This is a genomic window from Paraburkholderia sp. (genome assembly GCF_035501035.1).
Lineage (GTDB): Bacteria > Pseudomonadota > Gammaproteobacteria > Burkholderiales > Burkholderiaceae > Paraburkholderia.
This window is the reverse complement of record NZ_DATJWR010000083.1, coordinates 1-21,286: the sequence shown is the minus strand read 5'-3', so window position 1 is coordinate 21,286 and position 21,286 is coordinate 1. Positions and strand designations below refer to the sequence as shown.

The window sequence follows — 21,286 nt, the reverse complement described above, 5'->3', positions numbered from 1 at the left end:
CCGTTCAAGCCATTTCCGAGCCACGAGCTGCCAGGCTACCGCCATCCGGTGCTCGCCATGCGGCCCGAGCCCGGCGAGGCGGACGAGGCGCCTTGATGCTGCCACTTCGCGCTGCCGCGTCAGCTTCATCTGTTGCATCGTGGTGCCAATCAAATCATCCGAGTAGGCGGGCACTGCGGCTCGCCAGGCGGCCGGCGTGCCGCCGCGTCGACAACATGAGGCATGACACGTGAGATTCGATCCGATCCGGCAGGCACGCGCAGCGCAATGCATGGGCCGAGGCGTCCCGCTCGCCGCATGGGTGGCCGTGGCGCTTTTCGCTGCGCTGAGCCGCCCGGCCTGCGCCGCCCCCGGCGACCTGGCCAGCGCGTTCGCGCAACTCGGCGCGGGCCGCGTGGAGTCACGCAGTGTTTCGCTCGCGGATCTCGGCGTGCGCGAATCGGTCGTGCTGCGCGCGCCCGATGCGAGCCAGGAACTCTATCTGCCGGTGCCCGCGGGCTTGCCGATCAGCAACGCCACGTTGCAGCTCGACGCGAGTTATCTGCGGGCCAACGGCGGGCGCACGACCTTCCTGCTCTCGCTCGACGGCTCGCCCGTGCAGGCACGCAACGTGACCGACGCACAGGGCGACGGCTCGCTGAGCATCGGCGTGGATGGCGAGCCGCGCCCCTCGGGCTTCGTGCGTGTGGGGCTGCAATGGTCGTCGGTGCTCGACGAGAACGTGTGCACGGACCAGACGGCGATCGGCAACGTGTGGAAAGTCGCGCCCACCACGCGGCTGACTTACCAGTTCGACACCTCGGCCGTGAGCGACGTGCGCACCGCATGGAGCGCGCTGCCCGCGAGGCCGGTCGTTCTCGTGAGCGGCGGCAAGCTCGATGCGGCGGCCTATGACGTGGCGTGGCGGCTCGAAGCGCTGCTGATGCGCGGCGCGGCCGCGCCCGTCACGGTGCGCATGCCGGCCGTGGGCGACACGGTGAATCTCGGCAGCGTGCAGGTGCCGGCTGCATTGCAGGCGATTCCGGCATTCGCCGCGCTCGCGGCAGGCGGCTCGCACAAGCTCGCGAATCCCGCCGAGCTTGGCGCGCTCATCGCACTCGCGCCGGCGGGCGTGTTCGCGCCCAACGTCGTGGTCGCCGACGACGCGCTGCGCGCGCAGGCCGGCGCGGCGCTCGACGCGTTGCGCGGTGAAATGCAGGCCGCGTCCGCCGATGCCGCGAGCGCCTTCGACGCCTGGCGCACCCGCGCGGGCGGCGCGCTCGTCGCGCCGTTCGACAAAGGCGAGCTGCGCCTCGCGCATCTGGGCGGCCTGCCCACGGTGGTGGTGGGCGACGATCTCGGGGTGAGCGCGCTCTCGCGTACGTGGACCGGCATCGCCGTTTCGCAGCGGCTCGTCGTGCACGAACTTGCCGCGTCGCCCAACCTGAGCGCGGGCGGCTCGAGCGACAAGGTCGCGCTTTCGCTGATCGGCGGCACGCCACGCACGCTCGACGTGTTGACGAGCGCAACGTGGGAAGCGAGCTTCGATCTCGCGGCAGTCTCGGGTGACGGCAAGATCCCGCGCCGCGTGGTGCTCGATCTGGCTGCCGCGCCTGCCGCGGACCGCAATGGGCAAACGGCGTCGATCTTCTTCAACGGGGTGCTGATCGGCTCGCAGCTGCTCGACACCGATGGCCACGCGCAGCGCGTGAGCGCAGACATTCCGGTCTACGCGCTCGGCCCCGTGAATACGCTGCGCGTGCTGTTCCAGCGCCAGCCCGCGGGCGGCTGTCGCCCGCGTGAGCAGGGCTATCCCGCGGCCGTGCTGCCGGGCAGCCATCTGGTGCTCGGCACCGGGCCGCTCGGCGAGAACTTCACGGGCATGGTGGCGCGCTTCTCGCGCGCGGCGAACGTGATCGTGCCCGAGGCTTATCTCGCCGATCCCGCGAGCACGCTGCCGCGCGTCGCGCGGCTCGCCAATGCGGCGGGTGTCGCGCCTTCGCGCGCGACGCTCCAGGTGGTGGCGAACGGCCAGACGGCGCAGCCGAAGGCGCCGTTCCTCGCCGCCGATGTCGCGCTCGACAGCGAGACCGGCCACGCGAGCTTCAGCGACGGGCGCCTCACGTTGAAGGGGCGCGGCGGCTCGATGCTCGCCGATATGTCGGGACTCGCGGATATCGGCCTGATCCAGGTGGTGCGCTCGGGCAGCACGCCGGGCATCGTGTATCGCAGCGTGGGCAACGCGCCCGTGCTGCCGCCCGGGATGCAGCTTTCGCAGGGCGACGTGGCCATCGCCGACGCGAGCGGCGTGCTCAAGACCCTCGATACGCAGTACCCAGGCGGCGTGCCGCCCGCGGACGACCAGCGCGCCTGGCTCACGCGTCACTGGGCAGGCTGGGGCGTGCCGACCATCGCGATCGCGGTGCTGCTGTTGCTGCTGCTCGCGGCCGGCGTCGCGCGTGCGCGGGCACGGGCGCGAACGGCTGCGGCCGCGGCGGCGCGCGAGGCACGGGAGGCCGAAGGCCATCCGGACAACGAGCCGGATGGCAATCCGGACAACAAGCAGGGCTGACCGTGAGCGCAAACGCGATCGACTGGTGGCTCAACTACTTCGCGGGCCGCTACTACCAGGGCATGGAGTACCTGGCGGCGGCGGTGGCGGTGATCATCCTGCTCTCGAGCATCGACGACCTGTTCATCGACGCGTGGTACTGGATCCGCCGCATCATCCGGTACTTCACGATCGAGCGCCGCTACGCGCCGTTGCGCGCCGAGCAGCTTTACGCGCGCGAGCAGCAACCGCTCGCGATCATGGTGCCCGCGTGGCGCGAGGAGGACGTGATCGCCTCGATGGTCACCGACCTCGTGCGCGTGCTCGACTACAAGAACTACGTCGTGTTCGTCGGCACCTACCAGAACGACGCGGCGACCATTGCCGAAGTCGAGCGCATGCGGCGGCGCTACAAGCAGCTCCACCGCGTGGAGGTGCCGCACGACGGCCCCACCTGCAAGGCCGATTGCCTGAACTGGATCGTGCAGGCGATTTTTCGCATGGAACGGGAGACGGGCACCGAGTTCGCGGGCGTGATCCTGCACGACAGCGAAGACGTGCTGCACCCGCTCGAACTGCGCTTCTTCAACTACCTGCTGCCGCGCAAGGACATGATCCAGCTGCCGGTGGCCTCGCTCGAACGCCAGTGGTACGAGCTCGTCGCGGGCACGTACATGGACGAGTTCGCCGAGTGGCACGCGAAGGATCTCGTCGTGCGGGAGAGCCTCGCGGGCACCGTGCCTTCGGCGGGCGTGGGCACGTGCTTCTCGCGGCGCGCGCTGGCCGGTCTCGCGAAGGAAACCCATAACCAGCCCTTCAATACGGAGACGCTGACCGAGGACTACGACGTGGGCGAGCGCCTCGGCCGCATGGGCATGCATTCGATCTTCGCGCGCTTTCCGGTGGAGTTCGCCACGCGGCGCAAATCGTGGTTCGGCCTGGGACCCGAGCGCGACGTCACGCTGACCATGCCGCTGTGCGTGCGCGAGTTCTTTCCGGATACGTTTCGTACTGCATATCGTCAGCGCGCGCGCTGGACGCTCGGCATCGGCCTGCAGGGATGGGAGCAGACGGGCTGGGCTGGCACGCTCGCGAACCGCTATCTGCTCGCGCGCGATCGCAAGGGTATCGTCACGGCGTTCGTCGGCATACTGGCCTATATCCTGCTCGTGCAGTTCCTTCTTTTCGCCTACGCCGATCTTCTCGGCATCCGTCCCGATCTGATCGACTCGCCGTTCGCCGGTTCGCGCTTTCTCACCATCGTGCTGTGGGCGAACGGCATCGCGCTGCTGCTGCGGGTGGCCCAGCGCGTGTATTTCGTGTCGCGGCTCTATGGCTGGGAGCATGGCGTGCTCTCGGTGCCGCGCATGGTGATCGGCAACTTCGTGAACTTCATGGCGGTCTCGCGCGCGTGGAAGATGTATCTCGTGTATCTCGCCACCGGCAAACGGCTCGTGTGGGACAAGACCATGCACGATTTCCCTTCGTCGGACGGCTTCACGGACCGGCGTCAGCGGCTCGGCGAGCTGCTGCTCTCGTGGCAGGCGATCGGGCCCAGGGAGCTGGAGCAGGCGCTCGCCGAGGAGCACGCCCAGGAGGCGCCGCTTGGACGCGTGCTGATGGCGCAAGGCTGGCTCGACGAGGAGACGCTCGCGGAGGCCATCGCGTTCCAGGCCGATTTGCCGCGCGGCCGGCTCGATCGCGCACGGCTCATGCGTCACGCGGACGATCTCGCGCTCGAACTCGCGGTGCGCTACCGCGTGCTGCCGCAAGGCGACGACGGCAAGGGGCACGCGGTGCTGCTGTGCGCGAGCCCGCTCGCGCAGCCGGCGCTCGAGCAGTTGCAGGCGCATAGCGCGTTGCCGATCGTCCAGCGCATCGTGCGCGAGGGCGAGATTGCAGATGGGCTGCGCCTGTTGCGCGGCGTGCCGCTCGTGCAGGTGAGCGAAGCGCATGAAGCGAACGCGGATGCCGAAGCGCAACGAGCGACACCAGCGGGCGTGCCGTTGCTCGGCGATCTGCTGATCGAGCGTGGCGCGGTGAAGCGCGCGGCATTCGAGGAGGCGCTGCAACGCTATCGCCCCGCCGAACACGGGCGCATCGGCGACTTCATGGTGGAGCAGGGCGTGATTACCCGCGACGCATTGCTCGCGGCGATCGCGGAACAGGAGCGCTTGCGCGCCGAAGGTGCGTCGAATTCATGAAGCGCACTCCGAATCATTTCGCTGCGAGGCGAACTTCAAGGCGTACGGGCGAGCGGATAGCTCAGTACACGCCGCTTCTCGCGAGCGTGCCCCGCGCGTTGCTGCTTGCCGCATTGTGTACGGGTCTTACCGTTCTCGCGGGCGTTGGGCGCGTTCAGGCCGAGGCGCTGCCGCCAGGCACACAACCGTTGCCGCTCAGCGGCGCGGCGTATCGCGTCGCGCAGCAGGGCTATGACGCTTATGCCCGCCACGACTACGCGCAGGCCGAGCGCTATGCGCGCGAGGCGATCCGGCAGCGCCCCGATCTGGCTTCGCTGCGCCTGTTGCTTGCCAATTCGCAGGCGGCGCGCGGCCAATGGAGCGAGGCGAGTCGCACGCTTGCGGATGCGATCGCCCAGATCGGTCCCGATGCCTCACTCAAGGCGCGGCGGCGCGAGGTCGACATACAGATTGCCGCATTGGCTCGGCCTGGCGCAGTAACCGCGGGTGCTCGCACTGCTCGCCCGGCGGCGCCGGGTTCCGGTCCTCCCGACTATCTGACTGGCCGGGCATGGCAGCTTGCTCAGGATGCCTACAGATCGTACAGCGCGAAGCAGTACGACGCGGCCTGGCGCCAGGCGAACGAAGTGATCGCGCTGCGGCCGGACTTGCTGCGTTTTCGCCTGCTCGCCATCGACGCTGCCGCGGCCGGCGGTCACGACCGCGAAGCATGGCAGGCCGCGCAGGACACGCAGCGCCGCTTCGGCGACAGCCAGGCGCTGCGTGAACGGCGCACGCAAATCGGCGCGCGGCTCGCGCCGGCAGCGGTGCAGGCGGCGCAGGCCGCGCGCGCGCGTGGCGACGCAGCCGAAGCCATCGCGCTCATGCACGAGGCGATCGGCTACGCGCCGGCGCAGTCCGGCAACCGTCTGCTGCTCGGCGAGATCGTGCTCGAACAAAACGACATGGCGGGCCTTGAGACGGCGGCGGGCGACGCAATCGAATCGGGTGCGAAGCCGCCGCTGATGTTCTACGTGCTGCGCGGTTACGCTCGCGCGGCGCAAGGCCGCGCGGCGCTCGCCGACGACGATTTCGCGCAGGCGCTGCAAAGCGCTGGCGCATCGGTGCGCGACCAGCGCGTGGCGCGCGCGATCATCGCCGACGTGTGGACGGCCGAAGGCCAGCCCCAGCGCGCACTCGATCTGCTCGCGACGCTCAAGCCCGCAGGTGACGACACCGACTCGCTGATCGCCGCGCGTCGGTACTACGCGCGCGAGGCACTCGCGCATCCGGCGGCGGCGCCCGCGTCCGGGGAGCGCGTGGCGACGCAGGCGCGGCCGGTGCTCGACTGCACGGTGGACCGCTACGGCAGCGCCTGCGACGTCTACGCGGCCGACCCCGGCTTCGCGGCACGGCGCGCCTCGATACTCGCGGCCCAGCGCGGCGACAAGCAGGCAGCGCTCGCCGCCCAGCGTCAGGCCGTGGCCGCGGATCCGCGCAATCCGGAGCATCGCCTCGAACTGATCGACGCGCTCGTCGCCGCCGGTGACACCAAGGGTGCCACGCGCGAAGCGCGCGCCATGGACGACGCTGGCCTGCTGGACGCGCTGCCGCCGCTGTCGGCCGCGTATATCGCACAACGCGCCGGAGACGACCGCCGCGCCGCCACGTACTTCGTGCAGGCGGACGAAGCCGGCCAGTTGCCGCCGCAAGCCACCGGGGATGCGGGCTACAGCGCCTACCGCGCCCACTTCGACGCGCTCGCCGCGCGCTATTTCAAACGCGCGATCGACAACGGCACGTCGCCGCCGCCGGGCGTCGCGCCTGACACGCTGCTGGAGCTTCAGGATCTGCGCAACGCACACGCGGACGTGACGCGCGACTGGGGATTCATCGCCTCGGTCAACTATCGCGGCTCGGGTTTGCAGCCCGGCGTGTCGACGGGTGAGGTGCCCGGCTCGTACAACAACTGGCAGATGGGCGTCGAAGGGTACTGGCGGCCATTCGGCGCGCTCGGCGACCGCAACTTCGAGGTCTACGCGCGCGCCTACCAGGACTTCGGTGCGAAGGGCGACGCGCCGAGCGGCATCTCCACCGCGCTCGCGGCCGTGGGCGCGCGCGCGAAGCCGTTCGAATCGACCAATCTCGTCGTGGCGTTCGAGCGGCTGATTCCGATCGGCTCGCATGCGCCGTCCGACTGGCTCGTGCGCCTCGCCTATTCGGGCGGCTTCGGCACCGAGCGGCGACTCGACGTGCCTTCGTGGTGGACCGTGCAGGACTATGGCGAGGTCGGGCATTACGTGAGCAACGGCTGGAACTACGGCACGGGCTATCTCGAAGCGGGCCGCACATGGCGGCTCGACACCATCAGCCCGAAGCTCACGGTCTTTCCGTATGCCGTGGTCGGCATGGACTACGATTCGAGCATCGACCGCAGTGTGCCGGTGGGCATGGGCGTGGGCGTCTCGACGCGCTACTGGTTCCGCGACAGCTTCTACGATGCGCCGCGCTCGTATATGGACGTTTCAGTGCAGTACCGCTGGCGTCTCACAGGCGACGACCGGGCGGGCGGCGTGTTCTTCGGCGCCGTGCTTTCTTATTGAGGAAACCTGATGATGGTGCGTGCAAGGACTCATGGCGGAGCAGTCGACGCGGGGGAAGCCGGGTGGCTCTGCCCGCGCCTCGTGCGGCGCAGCGCGCGTCTTGCGTGCGCTGCGCTGTTCGCGCTCGCCGCCGCCGGTTGCACGCTGCAGGTGCCCGCGCACGCGGATGCGCTTGCGCAAGGCATCGTCTGGCAGCCCGACAACGAGCATCTCGACCTGCGCGGCGACTGGGACCGGCTGGGGGTGAACGAACTGCTGGTGCAATGGATCGCCGTCGACGACGTCGCGTTCATGGCGGGCGCCGGGCTGCCCGCGCCGCGTGTGCCCGACTGGGTGCGCATTGCCAACGAACCGTGGGCGCGTGGCGTGATCGTCGGGCTCGCGGGCTTTTCGAATGAGAAGGAGGCGCGCGCGAACCTCGAAACGCTGGTCGAGCGGTCGCTGAAGCTCGCGGCCGTGCGTCCTCCCGTGCACATCACCGGCTGGTATTTCCCGGTCGAGGTCGATCCCACCTGGGCCGACGCGCCGCGCATGGCGCCGCTGCTCGAACGGTTGCCGCACCCGCTGTGGATCAGCGTGTACGACACCAGCAACATTGGCGGCGAGGCGCTCGCGAAATGGCTCGATGGCTGGTTGCCGCGCGATGTCGGCGTGCTGCTGCAGGACGGCTGCGGCGTCTATGCGCGCGGACCGGCGGCGGCACGCGAATACGCGGACGCGCTCGCCGCGCACCTCGGGCAAAAGCGCGTGCGCATCATCGCGGAGGCGTTCCGGCCGAAGCAGGGCGGCGGCTTTCGCGCCGCCACGGCCGCCGAGCTGGCGCCGCAACTCGAGGCCTATCACGGCTATCGCGTCTATCTGTTCGACGGCCCGCACTACATGTCGCCGGAGCTGGTCCAGGGCCTGCTCGAATTGCAGAAGGCGAAGGGTGCGGCGCGCTAGCGGCTTTCGCGGGCGGCACGCGGCCGTCAAATGCGAGGTAAGCGCCGGGCGTTAGCGCAACTGCGCAAAGGCAATCAGCAGCACCATGCCGCCGATGGCGCCGTCGAGCACGCGCCACGCGAGCGCACGCCGGAAGAGCGGGGCGAGCGCGCGTGCGCCGTAGCCGAGTCCCACGAACCACACGGCGCTCACGGTCATGGCGCCGGTCGCGAACGCGAGCCGGCTGCCCTGCGGCTCGCGTGCACCGGCTGTGCCAATCAGCAGGAAGGTGTCGAGATACACGTGCGGATTGAGCCACGTGAACGCGAGCGTCATGAGGATGATCGGCCAGGCGCGCTGCTCGGGCGCCTGCGCGGCGGCATCGCTTTCCAGCACCGCGTGTCCCGGACGCACCGCGCGACGCAGCGCGCCGATGCCGAACCACACGAGCCATGCAAGACCGGCGTAGAGCACGAGATGCACGAAGGTTGGGTAGCGCTCGACGAGCGCCGAGGCGCCGCCCACGCCCGCGCCGATCAGCACGAAGTCGGACAGTGTGCAGAGCACGACGATCTTGCCGACGTGCGAGCGCAGGATGCCCTGGCGCAGCACGAATGCGTTCTGTGCGCCGATCGTAACGATGAGCGAGGCGCAGAGCGCCGCGCCGTGTGTGAAAGCGAGCCAGTTCATGACGGATGCGAGTCGGTTGGGGCGCGCGCGGGGCCGGCTGCGCCGGATGGTCGCGTCTCGCGCACGAGAGTTCATAGGGAGGCGCATTGCGCCGTGCCGGCGCCCATTGGACATGCGCGGCAAACGGCGCTAGTCTGCCGCCTGGATCCGCCTAAGCAAAGCTCATTTTCATTAACCAGATTAAGGAACGCTAATGCTCGACTACGCATTGCTCGATGCGCTTGCCGCCGTCGTGCGGCATGGTTCGTTCGATCGTGCGGCGAGTGCGCTCAACGTCACGCCATCGGCGGTCTCGCAGCGCGTGAAGCTGCTCGAGGAGCGCGTGGGCACCGTGCTCGTGAAGCGCGGCCAGCCGTGCGTTGCTACCGCCGCAGGCGCCTTGCTGTGCCGCCACACGGAGCGCGTGCAGTTGCTCGAAGCGGAGCTGGGCGGGGCGATGCCCACCTTCACGAGCGTCCTTGGGGCCGCCCGGCCCACGCTGCGCGTGGCCGTCAATGACGACAGTGTGGGTACCTGGTTCATCGACGCCGTGGCGGATTTTTGCGTCGAGCGCGGCATTCTGCTCGACCTCGTGATCGACGACCAGGACCACACCGCGCAACGCATGCGCGACGGCAGCGTGCAAGGCGCGGTCACGACGCAGTCGGAGCCCGTGCAGGGCTGCCGCTCGTCGCGCCTCGGGCGCATGCGCTACCTCGCGGTCTGCTCGCCGGCGTTCTTCGAGCGCTATTTCGCCGGGGGCGTGACGCGCGATACGCTGCGCCTCGCGCCATGCATCGAGTTCAATCCGAAGGATCAACTGCAAAAGCGCTTCATCCGCCGCATCACGCGCGCGCAGGTCGACGCGCCGCTGCACTGGATTGCGCATGTGGCCGGCTTTCTGCGCTGCTGCCTGAACGGACTCGGCTGGGGCATGTGCCCCGAGCGCATGATCGCGCCGCATCTGGCGCGCGGCGAACTCGTCGAACTCACGCCCGGCCGCGCGCTCGACGTCGAGCTCTACTGGCAGAGCTGGCGGCTTTCGATCGGCTGGCTCGACGACTTCGGCGCCATGCTGAAGCTTCGCGCCGGCGATTTTCTCGATCAGGGGCGCAGCGTCTGAAACCCGCGCCGCACCGGCTGCGATATCTTCATTTGTTTGTCTTTATCCGGCGATTCAATGTCGGCTTAGTGCGCTCGGAATCGGTGAGGATGATGGCGGTTTGTATCGCCACTGCTATTCTTATGCCAGCCGTTGTGCATTGACCGAATTGCCCGGCGGCAAAGCGTTTAAACCAATATTCAAAATCCATTAATTGTTTTTCGAATAGTGGGATGCTTCGAAATGCGATGCGTCAGACTGCCTGCGGTACTGTGCGATGATTTCGCCGTCAATAGACTGACGTTTCGTATGTGATATGTCGGATGCGTAAATGTCAAATCCGCGCATTGCGTTTCATTGATCGTTCGTGTGGCGCGGGTATGCGCAGTCCTGCCGCCACGCACGCGAAAGGCCCCAAACGGCCCATGGGCGGGCTTCTCCGGGTTCAGGCCGGCGGCAGCCGCCGCGTGTGATGTGACAATTCAGTTATGTTTGAGAGTCGCGCCAGCCGGTGCTTCAATCGTCGGGGCGGGTATTTTTTCCGCTGCGGATTGCCAGATATCGTCAAACCGGGAAAAAAAGTCATGGATGTAAAGAAACCAACATTGGAGACTTGCAGCCGGCACTGAAAATTCGCTCGAGCCGTTTTTTTGTTTGATATTATCGTGTGAAAATTGCGTTTTCCCTGTGGATTGCGAGTTGGACACGCTATAATCCGGACGTGGTAGAGAGCTTATTCGACCGGCATATTTGAATCGTTTCCACGTGCACGAGGTGCATTATGACGAAATTAGATACCGGCAGCGTTTGGCAACAAACCATTGACCTTCTGTCCGCGGCTTCGGAGCCGCTCAGCATGGACGGCGAATTCGAAGGTGGCAGAAGCTGCAAACCGGTACCCATCACGCGCAGCGCTTCGGAGGCAGCCAACCGGCGGCGCGCCACCGTGCGCTCGTGGGATGCGCAGGGCATCACCTTGATCCGGCGTCATGATCCGGACAGCATCACCGTTTGCTGGAGCGACGCCACCTACGGCCGCTACTCCGATCAGCTATGGCGGGTGTGCACGGCACGCCGCAGCGCCGTTTGCGCGCTGACCGGCGAAAAGATCCGCCGCGGCGACGCGGTATTCCGCCCGAGCCCCAATCGCCGCCACCGCCCGGCCAATGCCGACGCGATGATCCTCGCGAGCAAGCTCGAGAACCTTCCCAGCGGCGTCGTCGCCGCGCGTCTGGATGAGGCGCTCGCCGCCTGAGCGAGCTGCCCGGGCACGCCGGTCGTCCGCGTCGCGCGGGCGCCGTGTTTGACGTTGAGTCCTCCTGCCGCCGACCCGCCGCCGCTTCCGGGCGCGTGGGCGCGGCCAGTCATTTCAATATCGGAAAGCTGTGCCAGCCGGCGCCATGCGGGCGACCGGTGGTCGAGCGTCTGGCGGCAGGTGGCTCGCCACCGCGCGCCGCAGCGGGCGCAACCGCCGGCCCAATCTCTTGCGGGCGCGTCGCCCGGATATTGATCGAGTAGCCTACCCCGCATGCACCTCGAGGCCGCCGCGGTTGCGCCCGGGGTTGCGCACCCCCGCGCTTTCCCGCAGCAACCGCCGCGCGGCGGTCCGAGGCTCAAACGCTCAAACGCTCAAACGCTCAGACGGTAGCGTCGCGGCGGCTTTCCTCTTCGAGCGCGTCGCGCGTCTCGGGCATCGCGAGCCATACCATCAGCACCGCGGCGGCGCCCGCGCTCGCGAGGGCGAGGAAGCTCACCGTGTTGCCGAGGTGATCGGCGATAAAGCCCGCAAGCGCCGTCGAAAGCGTCGCGCCGATCCCCGCCGAAAGCCCGAAGAGCCCGATACACAGGTTGTAGCGACCCTTCCCCCCGGCCACGTCGGCGGCGATGAGCGGCAGCATCACGCCGAACACCGCGGCCGAGAGGCCGTCGAGCATCTGCACCGGCACGAGGAAATACGGATTGCCGACAGCGGCGAACAGCAGCGCCCGCACCGGCAGCGCGCAAAAGCCGAGGATCAGCACGGGCCGGCGGCCCCACGCCTGCGCGGTGCGTCCCACCCACGGCGACATCAGTGCGACGATGGCCTGCGGCACGATGATGCAAGCCGCAATCACGAGCTGGACGTTGTCGCCCATGCCGGCCGTCACTTCGCCGGCGGCGAGGTTGAGCATCGCCGCGTTCGAAAGGTGGAAGAGGACCACGCAGGCCGCGAACGTCAGCATGCGCCGGTCGCGCAGCAGATCGAAGATCGTCTCGCGCGGCTCGCCCGTGCTCGCGTTGCCAGCTTTCCCAGGCCTGGCGGCGGGCTTCGCGTGCGCGGCGTTCCGGTCGTACTCGATCATCGCGAGCGCGACGAGCGCGGGCAGCGCGAGTGCGGCGGTGAGCCAGAATACGGCGCGCGGCGAGACGTACTCGCCGCACAGTCCCATCAGGCCCGCGGCCACGGCGCTGCCGATCGAGGCCCAGCGCGCGTTGCGCCCGAGGCGGTCGCCCAGGTTCTGGCGGCCGACCAGTGCGAGCGCGAGCGCCGCCATCGCCGGCACGAGCATGCAGCTCGCGAAGCCATGGAAGACCTCGGCGGCCATCACCGCGATGATGGTCGGGCTCGCGGCGAGCAGCATGGCCGAGACGATGATCGCGATGATCGCCCACGCGGCCGCGGCTTTCTTGTTACGCAGCGCGTCGACGGCCGCGCCGCCCGGCACCTGGCTCACCATCGCGCTGATCGTGCCCACCGAAAGCGCGAGGCCGATCTCGCCCTGGGTCCACTTGTGCGACGCCAGATACGAGGCGATGAAAGGCCCGAAGCCCGTCTGCACGTTCGCCACGAAGAAGTTCAGCCAGTCGAGCGCACGCACGCTGCGCGTGCTTGGGGTTGGTTGTTGCATCGTGCCGTCCGTCATTTGGCACCGTGCGTGTTGGCTGCGGAGGCGGCGGCTGAGGTGGTGGATGGTGCCGCAGCCGCGGCAGTGGCCGCTGCCCCCGGCGCACCGGGCGTACCTGGGGAGACGGCGCGCACCGGCTGGTCGGCGGCGTAGGGCGGCGAAGCGTCGACCTGCTGGTCCGACATCTCGAGTTGCGCTTCGAGCGTGTTGTTCTTCGTGACGAAATGGAGCGCCGACCAGTCGGCCGCTATCGTGTGACGTTTCTCGAGCGTGCCGCTCACGTCGAGCACCACGGCCTGCGGGTCCGCGCTGCCGTCGAGCAGCACGTCCACCACCCGGCCCACCTTCGCGCCGTTGGCACGCTCCACGGTCGTGTCGAGCATCGGCAGGCGCGTCGCGCTCGCCTCGGGGGCGCCGGGCTGCGGCGCGCCGGCCTTGGGCCGATCGGGCACCTGGAGCTGGCCGGGCGGCAGGGCGAGCGTGATGGCGGGCGTCTTCGGCTGCGTGTTGATGCGCACGCCGCTCCACGGGAAGTCCGCCTTGCGGTCGCCGATGCCCATGAAGCCCTGCAGGTTCACCACGACCTCGACGGGCTTGCCGCCAGGACCCGCGACGAGGTCGACGGCGCGGCCCACGACCTTGCCGTCGGTCTTTTGCACTTCGCTGTCGAGCAGCGTGCGGAAGCTGCCGCGCTCGAGCGTGCGCACCTGCACGAGCGGCGCGGGCGGCGGCGCGGGCGGCGCGCTCGCGGGCACGGGCGGCGGCGGGGCCGGACGGCGGCGGCGCACGGGCGCGGGGTGCGGCTTCTTCGACGCGGGCTTCGCCGTGATTTCGGTTTCCGGCTCGCTCGCGGCCTCGGGGGCGGAGGCGGCTTCGGGCTCGCTCGCAACCGGCTCCGGCTCCACGGCCACGGGCGCTTCCGGCGGCGGCGGGGCCGGCCGGAACAAGCTGCAGCCCGAAAGCGCTAGCAGCATCAGCAGGGGCAGCGCGTAAGGCAGGTGAAAAACAGGACGTGCGGAACGTGCAGAACGTGCGAAGCCGCCTCTCATCAACAGAAACTCCTTGGAGCAGCCGGCGCGACGCTCGCGCGGCAGGGGAAACCGGGTCGGGGTGCGTGAGAGTGTAACCCGCGCAGCGCCGCGCCCAGGTGTAAACGCGGGGACTGCGTGCGCGCTGCGCCCTGTTCGCGGGCATATAAGCATCGTGGCATGACCTCAATGCGAATCGCGCGATGGGAGCGCCGGACGTGTTCGCCTAACCTTCGCTCAAACCAGAAAAAGATGTCAAAACGATGAGCGCCGCGCGGCCCGCGCTTCCCACACATCCTGTGTGCGGGGGCGGTGGCCGGGAAGGCGCCGGCAACGCGTCGACACGACTATTCCATTGAGACGAGACGAACCTGATGACGGACCCGGCGGGCGAGCCCCGCGGCCGTTTCAGCATGCTGATAAAGGAGGCACTCACCATGATCGAACCCCACGCGCAGCCGCTTGCCGGCGCAACCGGCGCTGAAGTCGAGCCCATCGAGTCGTTGGGCACGTCCACGGGTTTCATCGACCGTTACTTCGACGTTGCCGCGCGCGGCAGCTCGCTTCGCCAGGAGGCGATTGCGGGCATCACGACCTTCCTCGCGATGGTCTATTCCGTCTTCGTCGTGCCGGGCATGCTCGGCAAGGCGGGCTTCGACACGAGCGCCGTGTTCGTGGCCGTGTGCCTGACCACCGCGTTCGGCTCGCTGCTGATGGGCCTGTGGGCACGCCTGCCGATCGCCATCGGCTGCGCGATCTCGCTCACGGCATTCACGGCGTTCGGGCTCGTGCTCGGCAAGGGGCTCAAGCCCGAAGTGGCGCTCGGCGCCGTGTTCCTCATGGGCATCGTGTTCACGGCGATCTCGGTGACGGGTGTGCGCTCGTGGATCCTGCGCAACCTGCCGCACGGCATCGCGCATGGCACGGGCATCGGCATCGGCCTTTTCCTGCTCTTGATCGCCGCGAACGACGTGGGGCTCGTGGTGAAGAATCCCGGCCCGGGCCTGCCGGTCTCGCTCGGCCATATCACCGCGTTGCCGGCGCTGCTCTCGGTCGTGGGGCTCGCGGCGATCTTCGGCCTCGTGCGCCGCCGCGTGCCGGGCTCGATCCTGATCGTGATCGTCGCGATCTCGGCGCTCGGGCTCGCCATCGATCCGGCTGTGACCTTTCACGGCGTGTTCGCGTGGCCTTCGCTTTCCGCGCCGGGCCATGCTTCGCTGATCGGCGCGATGGACATCAAGGGAGCGCTCTCGCTCGCCGTGCTGCCGAGCGTGCTCGCGCTCGTGATGACGGCCGTGTTCGACGCCACCGGCACGATCCGCGCAGTGGCGGGGCAGGCGGGCCAGCTCGATGCGAATGGGCGCATCGTCAATGGCGGGCGGGCGCTCACGGCCGACTCGCTTTCCTCGATCTTCTCGGGCTTCTTCGGCGGCGCGCCGGCGGCGGCCTACATCGAATCGACGGTGGGCGTGGCGGCCGGCGCGAAGACGGGCCTCGCCGCCGCCGTGGTGGGCGCGCTCTTTCTCGCGGTGATGTTCTTCGCGCCACTCGCGGGCCTCGTGCCCTCGTACGCCACGGCGCCCGCGCTGATGTACGTCGGCCTGATGATGCTTTCGAGCGTGAGCCGGCTCGACATGTCTGACATGGTCGATTCGATGGCGGGGCTGGTTTGCGCCGTGTTCATCGTGCTGACCGCGAACATCGTCACGGGCATCATGCTGGGCTTCAGCACGCTCGTGATCGGCCGGATCGTGAGCGGCGAGTACCGCAAGCTGAACGTGGGCACGGTCGTGATCGCCATCGTGCTGGCCGCGTTCTACCTGGGCGGCTGGGCCATCTGACGATGCGCGCTCGCGCATACGGATGACCCGGTCAAACGCCCGGGCGGACGAGGCGGCCCGCCCGGGCGGCTGCACGGCCCGCGTCGCTTCACGGCGGCGCGGGCCGTGTGGCTTGTGGCGTGTTCGTGGCGTGCTGCGCCGCGCGCGTTATTTCGGCAGCAGGCTGTTGACGTGCCCCTTGCATCCCTTGTTCCCCTTACCGCCCTTACCCGACTGGTTCGATTTGCGCGGCCTGGGCTCCACGCCGATGCGCGCATCGCGCGCGAGCACGCACGCGCTCAACTGCGCGGCGGTGTCCTCGAATGCCGGATCGGCCTGCGGCACGTAGAGCCACTTGCCGAGCACGGGATGCGGGCGCAACGCCGGCATGTCGTGGATGAGCGCGGCATGGCGGTCCTGCGACGTGCAAACCAGCAAGCCATTGAACGGCGCATCGCGATCGGCGGCGACGAGGCACAGCAGGCCGTCGAGATAAGCGGCGTCGCAGCCGAACATGCGCTTGCATAGATAGCCGGATTCGCGCTCGAACGCTTCGAAGATCCAGAGTAGCGAGTTGCGGATTTTGGACGGCATGGCGGGAGGGGCGCGACGCGACGTGACGTGACGAAAGCGTCATTCTAGTCGCCGGGCCGTGGCCGTGCGTGCCGCCGCCGTTCGCCCGTTCCGCTTTCCTTGACATCGTTCGTTCGCCGTCTATGCTTAACCACATGGTTAAGCATGAAGAAGCGATTCTGAACCGCACGTTCGCGGCGCTCGCCGACCCCACGCGGCGCGCGCTGCTCGCGCGGCTCGCGCAGCACGACGAGCTTTCGGTGAGCGCGCTCGCGCAGCCGTTTGCGATGTCGCTGCCTGCGGTCATGAAGCATCTGGACGTGCTCGCCGAGGCGGGCCTCGTCACGCGCGCGAAAACCGGCCGCACGGTCGCGTGCCGGCTCGCTGCGGGGCCGATGGAGGACGCGATGCAATGGCTCGCGCACTATCAACGCTTCTGGAGCGAACAACTCGATCGTCTCGCAGCTTTCGTGGAGGAGGATGCATGTCAACCCAGCCCTCGGCCGAGCCCGGCAGTCATCACGCTCCAAGCCTCACCATCCGGCGGCGCATCAACGCCACGGCCGCGAAGGTCTACGCCGCGTGGACGCAACCGGCGCAGCTGATGCGCTGGATGCAACCGCTCGATAACACCTGTATTCACGCCGAAGCGGACGTGCGCGTGGGCGGCCGCTTTCGCGTGATCATGCGCGGCGCGAACGGCGAAGAGCACGACGTGAGCGGCACTTATCTCGAAGTCGTGCCGGAGCAAAAGCTCGTGTTCACGTGGGCGTGGCGCAGCACGCCCGAGCGAGAGTCGCGCGTGACGGTGACACTCGTCGCCGACGGGATCGCCACCGATCTCACGCTCAAGCACGAGCGCTTCTTCGACGAGGCGGCGCGCGACGCGCACAACGAGGGCTGGACGAGCGCAATCGATCAACTGGCGGCGCTGTTCGACTGAACGGCGCGTGTTCACGCAGAAGGAGGAGTCGACGATGGAACAGCACAATATCGTTTCGGAGGCCGAATGGATGGTGGCGCGCAAGGCGCTGCTCGCCGAAGAGCGCGCTCTCACGCATGCGCGCGATGCGCTCGTGGCGAAGCGTCAGGCGTTGCCCTGGGTGAAGGTCGACAAGACTTATACGTTCGAGACGCTGCAAGGTCCGCGCACGCTCGCGCAGTTATTCGGACCGCGCAGCCAGTTGCTCACGTATCACTTCATGCTCGGGCCCGAGTGGGAAGAGGGCTGCCCGGGCTGCTCGTTCGTTTCCGATCACGTGGACGGCATGCTGGCGCACCTGGAGCATCACGACGTGACCTATGTGGCGGTTTCGCGCGCGCCGCTTGCGAAGATCGAGGCGTTCAGGAAGCGCATGGGCTGGCATTTTCCGTGGGTGTCGTCCAACGGCAGCGATTTCAATTTCGACTACCACGTGTCGTTCAGCGAGGCTGACAAGGCGCGCGGCAAGGCGCTCTACAACTACGCGGAGCAGGACTACCTGAGCGACGAGCTGCCCGGCATCAGCGCGTTCTATCGCGACGAAGCGGGCAACGTCTATCACACGTATTCGGCGTATGCGCGAGGCGTTGAGAGCGTGCTCGGCACCTATGCGATGCTGGAGTTCACGACGAAGGGGCGCAACGAGCAGAAGGACATGCGCGAGTGGATGCGCCATCACGATCGTTACGAAGACGCGCCGGCGCAGTCGTCGTGCTGTGCGCACGAGCAGAAGGCGCAATAGCGCCAATCGGGCTGATCGTGTGGAATAGTCAGGTAGATGTCAGCGCAACGAAAGCGCGCGGCATCCGTCGCGTAGGCATGGCGTGCTAGAGCGATATCTCGAACGCGGGGCGCAGCAGCACTTCGATGGCCATGACGATGAGCCCCATCGCAGCGGCGGCGAGCGTGAGCGTGCCATATTCGTCGTAGCGCGTGTCGTAGAGGCACGCGACGATGAACAGGATGGCAAGCAGATTGGTCAGCCAGTAAAAGTTCAGCGCGAGGAACATTGCGTATCCGGTGCCAACGCCTGCAAAGCGTCGGCGGGTAGCACGAAACGCCCGGATTCTAGCGGATCGAGCTTACGGATACGCAACAATCATCTGCTCTACAGCACTTATTTTTGCGGCTTTGGCATGGCTGTGCGGATCCACTCGGTGACCGAAGTACGCCGCGGCTGCCAGCCGAGCAGCGAGCGTGCGCGCTCGCCGCGTACGCGGCTATTCGAGCCGAGGCCGTAGGAGGCCATTTCGTAGCCCCATTCCTCGATCGCGGCTTCGAGCGGCCAGTCTTGCGGCGCGCCAAGGCCCATGACTTCGGCGAGCGCCGTGGACATCTCGCGGAAGGACGCTTCGCCGCTCTCCACGAAATAGAACGTGCCCGCAGGCGTTTTCTCGAGCGCAAGGCGATAAAGCTCGGCCACATCGTCGATATGGACGTTCGACCAGATGTTCAGGCCGCGCCCCACGTGGCGCATCACGCCGCTCTTTTGCGCCTGACGGATGAGCCGGGGCAACTGGACGCTCGCCGCACCGGGCACGGCGCCCACGCCATAGATCAGCGTGTTGCAGAGCACGGCGCTGTTCACGCCGCGCTGCGCGCCCGCGAGCACGAGATCGTCGATGGCCACGCGCGGCGCCTTGTCGGCGGTCGGCTCGGGCAGGGCGTCTTCGTGATAGATGCGCTCGGTCGCCTCGCCGCCCGAGGCGTCGCCGACGATGCTCGATCCGCTCGTGTGCAGGAGCGTCTTGCCGGAGCCTTCCAGCGCGTCGAGCAGCGTCTGAACCGCGCCACGGTGGTCGCTGCTCGCGGCATTGATCACGGCGTCGGCGGCGCGTGCTTCTGCCGTGAGGATCGCGCGGTCGTCGAGGTCGCCCGGCACGGGCGTGATGCCGAGCTTTTCGAGTTCGGCGAACTGCTCGGGCCGGCGCACGAGGCCGCGCACCGCGTGGCCCGAGCGTGCGAGGTGCGCCGCGATCGAACCACCGATGAAACCGCCTGCGCCTGTCACGAATACTTTCATGGGTTGCTCCCTGGTCCTTTCCGGAATGCGATGGTGGCCAGTATCGCGGTATCTGCGCTTTGCAAAAACCGTGTTAGTCTCAAATGAATCTTGACTGCGGATCAACAATGAAGACGTCGACCGACGAACTGCTCGTATTCGTCACCGTGATCGACGCGGGGTCGATCACCGCCGCCGCCGAAAAACTCCAGCAGACCGTATCGGGGGTGAGCCGCGCGCTCACGCGGCTCGAAAAGCAGCTGGGCGTCGCGCTGATCCTGCGCACCACGCGCCGCCTGCAGCTCACCGAGGAGGGCGAACTGTTCCTCGAGCGTGCCCGCGCAATTCTCGCCGCGATGGCCGATGCCGAGGAGGCCGTCACGCGCCACCGCGAGCGTCCCTCGGGGCGGCTGCGTGTGGATGCCGCCACGCCGTTCATGCTCCACTGCATCGTGCCGCACGTCGCGGCGTTCGCGCAGCGCTATCCCGAGATCCAGCTCGAACTCACGAACAACGAGCGCATCGTCGACCTGCTGGAGCAGCGCGTGGATATCGCGATTCGTATCGGCGCGCTGCAGGATTCCACGCTCCACGCGCGCTCGCTCGGCACGAGCCGTCTGCGTATCGTCGCGAGTCCCGCCTATCTCGCGGCGCACGGCACGCCGCGCAGCGTGGCCGCTTTGCGCGAGCACCGGCTGATCGGCTTTACCGCGCCCGCGCATCTGAACCGCTGGCCGCTGCGGGGGGCGGCCGGGACGGATATCGGGCGCGCGGCGGGCGAGGGCGAAGCCGGCGCGGCTAGTCGGGGGCTAGAAGCGGTGCAGGAAGCGGTGCAAGCGGCGGCGCAAGAAGCGGCGCAAGAAGCGGCGCAAGAAGCGGTGCAAGAAGCGGTGCAAGAAGCGGCGCAAGCGGCGGAGCCCGGCTACACGATCGCGCCCGCGCTATCGGCATCGAGCGGCGAGACGATACGCCAGCTCGCGCTCGCCGCGAGCGGCATTGCCTGCCTCTCCGACTTTCTCACCACCGCCGACCGCGAGACGGGCCGGCTCGTCACCATACTCGACGACGCGCTCTTCGAGCAGCGCCAGCCCGTCCATGCCGTGTACTACCGCAGCGCCGCGCTCGCGGCGCGCGTGCAGTGCTTTCTCTCGTTTATTGGGGGCAGGCTGCAACTCGACGCGTGAAGGGACTTCCGGCGATCTCGTGGATAGTCCCAGGTCACATCGGCAGGCAAGGGGAGTTGTATAGACAGGCGCGCCAGGCTAGACTTCGGCCACTTTCGCGACTTGTATAGACAGGATTCGACCATGCTCCCGACCCTTCGCCTCACGCCCGGCTATCTGACCCTGCCCCAACTGCGCCAGATCGCGCGCGAGGCGGTCAGGCTCGAACTCGATCCGGCCAGCTTCGCCGCCATCGACGCGGGCGCTCGCGCCGTCGCCGAGATCACGGCGAAAGGCGAGCCCGCCTATGGCATCAACACGGGCTTCGGGCGTCTCGCGAGCACGCACATTCCGAACGACCAGCTCGAACTGCTGCAGCGCAATCTCGTGCTCTCGCACGCCGTGGGCGTGGGCGAGCCGATGTCGCGTCCGGTCGTGCGGCTCCTGATGGCGTTGAAGCTCTCGAGCCTCGGCCGTGGCCACTCCGGCATTCGCCGCGAGGTGATGGATGCGCTCATCGCGCTGTTCAACGCCGACGTGCTGCCGCTGATTCCCGTGAAGGGCTCGGTGGGCGCTTCGGGCGACCTCGCGCCGCTCGCGCATATGTCGGCGGTGCTGCTCGGCATTGGCGAGGTGTTCATTCGCGGCGAGCGCGCCAGCGCCGAAGCGGGCCTCGCGGCTGCGGGCCTCAAGCCGCTCGCGCTGCAGGCGAAGGAGGGTCTGGCGCTCCTGAACGGTACGCAAGCCTCCACGGCGCTCGCGCTCTACAACCTCTTCGCGATCGAAGACCTGTACCGCACGGCGCTCGTCGCCGGCGCGCTTTGC

The 21,286-nt window shown here is 68.1% G+C and carries 19 protein-coding genes; 12 read left to right on the top strand and 7 right to left on the bottom strand.

The genetic code is table 11. The features are described from left to right. The first annotated feature begins 271 nt into the window (after positions 1 to 271). The 4 genes from VMJ11_RS05955 to VMJ11_RS05940 are packed head-to-tail and all read left to right on the top strand — an operon-like array spanning position 272 to position 8,258. Positions 272 to 2,551, top strand: coding sequence for a cellulose biosynthesis cyclic di-GMP-binding regulatory protein BcsB (locus VMJ11_RS05955; protein ID WP_325617908.1), 2,280 nt, complete (start codon positions 272 to 274; stop codon positions 2,549 to 2,551). 2 nt (positions 2,552 to 2,553) lie between these two features. Further along, positions 2,554 to 4,734, top strand: a complete 2,181-nt coding sequence (locus VMJ11_RS05950) for a glycosyl transferase family protein (protein WP_325617906.1) — start codon at positions 2,554 to 2,556, stop codon at positions 4,732 to 4,734. After that, positions 4,731 to 7,316, top strand: coding sequence for an NfrA family protein (locus tag VMJ11_RS05945; protein ID WP_325617904.1), 2,586 nt, complete (start codon positions 4,731 to 4,733; stop codon positions 7,314 to 7,316). Before VMJ11_RS05950 ends, VMJ11_RS05945 begins: the two co-directional genes overlap by 4 nt. Before the next feature lie 9 nt (positions 7,317 to 7,325). Beyond that, positions 7,326 to 8,258 carry a hypothetical protein gene (locus VMJ11_RS05940; protein ID WP_414694311.1) on the top strand — a complete coding sequence of 311 codons (933 nt, stop codon included), beginning with the start codon at positions 7,326 to 7,328 and terminating at the stop codon, positions 8,256 to 8,258. A gap of 51 nt (positions 8,259 to 8,309) precedes the next feature. On the opposite strand, the gene VMJ11_RS05935 is transcribed toward VMJ11_RS05940, so the two are convergent. Next, positions 8,310 to 8,927, bottom strand: a complete 618-nt coding sequence (locus VMJ11_RS05935) for a LysE/ArgO family amino acid transporter (protein WP_325617902.1) — start codon at positions 8,925 to 8,927, stop codon at positions 8,310 to 8,312. A 193-nt stretch (positions 8,928 to 9,120) separates the two neighbouring features. Between VMJ11_RS05935 and VMJ11_RS05930 the strand changes: the two genes are divergently transcribed. Then, the gene (locus VMJ11_RS05930) at positions 9,121 to 10,029 is read left to right on the top strand and encodes a LysR family transcriptional regulator ArgP (protein ID WP_325617900.1); all 909 of its coding nucleotides are present in this window, start codon (positions 9,121 to 9,123) and stop codon (positions 10,027 to 10,029) included. Between the two features lie 461 nt (positions 10,030 to 10,490). Here VMJ11_RS05930 and VMJ11_RS05925 read toward each other — a convergent pair whose 3' ends face one another. Continuing rightward, entirely contained in the window at positions 10,491 to 10,715 is a 225-nt protein-coding gene (locus VMJ11_RS05925; protein ID WP_325617898.1) for a hypothetical protein, read from the bottom strand. A gap of 149 nt (positions 10,716 to 10,864) precedes the next feature. Between VMJ11_RS05925 and VMJ11_RS05920 the strand changes: the two genes are divergently transcribed. Next, positions 10,865 to 11,263 (top strand): DUF3331 domain-containing protein, encoded by a 399-nt coding sequence (locus VMJ11_RS05920; protein WP_325617896.1) that lies wholly within the window; start codon positions 10,865 to 10,867, stop codon positions 11,261 to 11,263. Positions 11,264 to 11,645: 382 nt separating this feature from the next. Here VMJ11_RS05920 and VMJ11_RS05915 read toward each other — a convergent pair whose 3' ends face one another. After that, complete coding sequence (locus VMJ11_RS05915) at positions 11,646 to 12,896, bottom strand: MFS transporter (protein WP_325617894.1); 1,251 nt, start codon at positions 12,894 to 12,896, stop codon at positions 11,646 to 11,648. An 11-nt stretch (positions 12,897 to 12,907) separates the two neighbouring features. Further along, complete coding sequence (locus VMJ11_RS05910) at positions 12,908 to 13,942, bottom strand: PRC-barrel domain containing protein (RefSeq protein WP_325617892.1); 1,035 nt, start codon at positions 13,940 to 13,942, stop codon at positions 12,908 to 12,910. Between the two features lie 416 nt (positions 13,943 to 14,358). On the opposite strand from VMJ11_RS05910, the gene VMJ11_RS05905 reads away from it, so the two are divergent. Continuing rightward, complete coding sequence (locus tag VMJ11_RS05905; protein ID WP_325617890.1) at positions 14,359 to 15,762, top strand: NCS2 family permease; 1,404 nt, start codon at positions 14,359 to 14,361, stop codon at positions 15,760 to 15,762. Positions 15,763 to 15,909: 147 nt separating this feature from the next. Here the strand turns inward: VMJ11_RS05905 and VMJ11_RS05900 are convergent, their stop codons facing one another. Beyond that, complete coding sequence (locus VMJ11_RS05900) at positions 15,910 to 16,335, bottom strand: hypothetical protein (protein WP_325617888.1); 426 nt, start codon at positions 16,333 to 16,335, stop codon at positions 15,910 to 15,912. Between the two features lie 134 nt (positions 16,336 to 16,469). On the opposite strand from VMJ11_RS05900, the gene VMJ11_RS05895 reads away from it, so the two are divergent. The 3 genes from VMJ11_RS05895 to VMJ11_RS05885 are packed head-to-tail and all read left to right on the top strand — an operon-like array spanning position 16,470 to position 18,038. After that, positions 16,470 to 16,919 carry a metalloregulator ArsR/SmtB family transcription factor gene (locus VMJ11_RS05895; protein WP_325617886.1) on the top strand — a complete coding sequence of 150 codons (450 nt, stop codon included), beginning with the start codon at positions 16,470 to 16,472 and terminating at the stop codon, positions 16,917 to 16,919. Further along, positions 16,853 to 17,257, top strand: coding sequence for an SRPBCC domain-containing protein (locus VMJ11_RS05890; RefSeq protein ID WP_325617910.1), 405 nt, complete (start codon positions 16,853 to 16,855; stop codon positions 17,255 to 17,257). Before VMJ11_RS05895 ends, VMJ11_RS05890 begins: the two co-directional genes overlap by 67 nt. A 34-nt stretch (positions 17,258 to 17,291) precedes the next feature. Then, the gene (locus VMJ11_RS05885; RefSeq protein ID WP_325617884.1) at positions 17,292 to 18,038 is read left to right on the top strand and encodes a thioredoxin family protein; all 747 of its coding nucleotides are present in this window, start codon (positions 17,292 to 17,294) and stop codon (positions 18,036 to 18,038) included. Between the two features lie 85 nt (positions 18,039 to 18,123). Here the strand turns inward: VMJ11_RS05885 and VMJ11_RS05880 are convergent, their stop codons facing one another. Together VMJ11_RS05880 and VMJ11_RS05875 are read right to left on the bottom strand one after the other, a co-directional pair. After that, positions 18,124 to 18,306: a hypothetical protein gene (locus tag VMJ11_RS05880; RefSeq protein WP_325617882.1), complete on the bottom strand. Its 183-nt coding sequence runs from the start codon at positions 18,304 to 18,306 to the stop codon at positions 18,124 to 18,126. A 107-nt stretch (positions 18,307 to 18,413) separates the two neighbouring features. Continuing rightward, the gene (locus VMJ11_RS05875; protein WP_325617880.1) at positions 18,414 to 19,319 is read right to left on the bottom strand and encodes an NAD-dependent epimerase/dehydratase family protein; all 906 of its coding nucleotides are present in this window, start codon (positions 19,317 to 19,319) and stop codon (positions 18,414 to 18,416) included. Positions 19,320 to 19,426: 107 nt separating this feature from the next. On the opposite strand from VMJ11_RS05875, the gene VMJ11_RS05870 reads away from it, so the two are divergent. After that, entirely contained in the window at positions 19,427 to 20,482 is a 1,056-nt protein-coding gene (locus VMJ11_RS05870; protein WP_325617878.1) for a LysR substrate-binding domain-containing protein, read from the top strand. A gap of 123 nt (positions 20,483 to 20,605) precedes the next feature. Beyond that, positions 20,606 to 21,286: aromatic amino acid lyase (locus tag VMJ11_RS05865; protein ID WP_325617876.1), on the top strand; the 681-nt coding region annotated here is incomplete at its 3' end.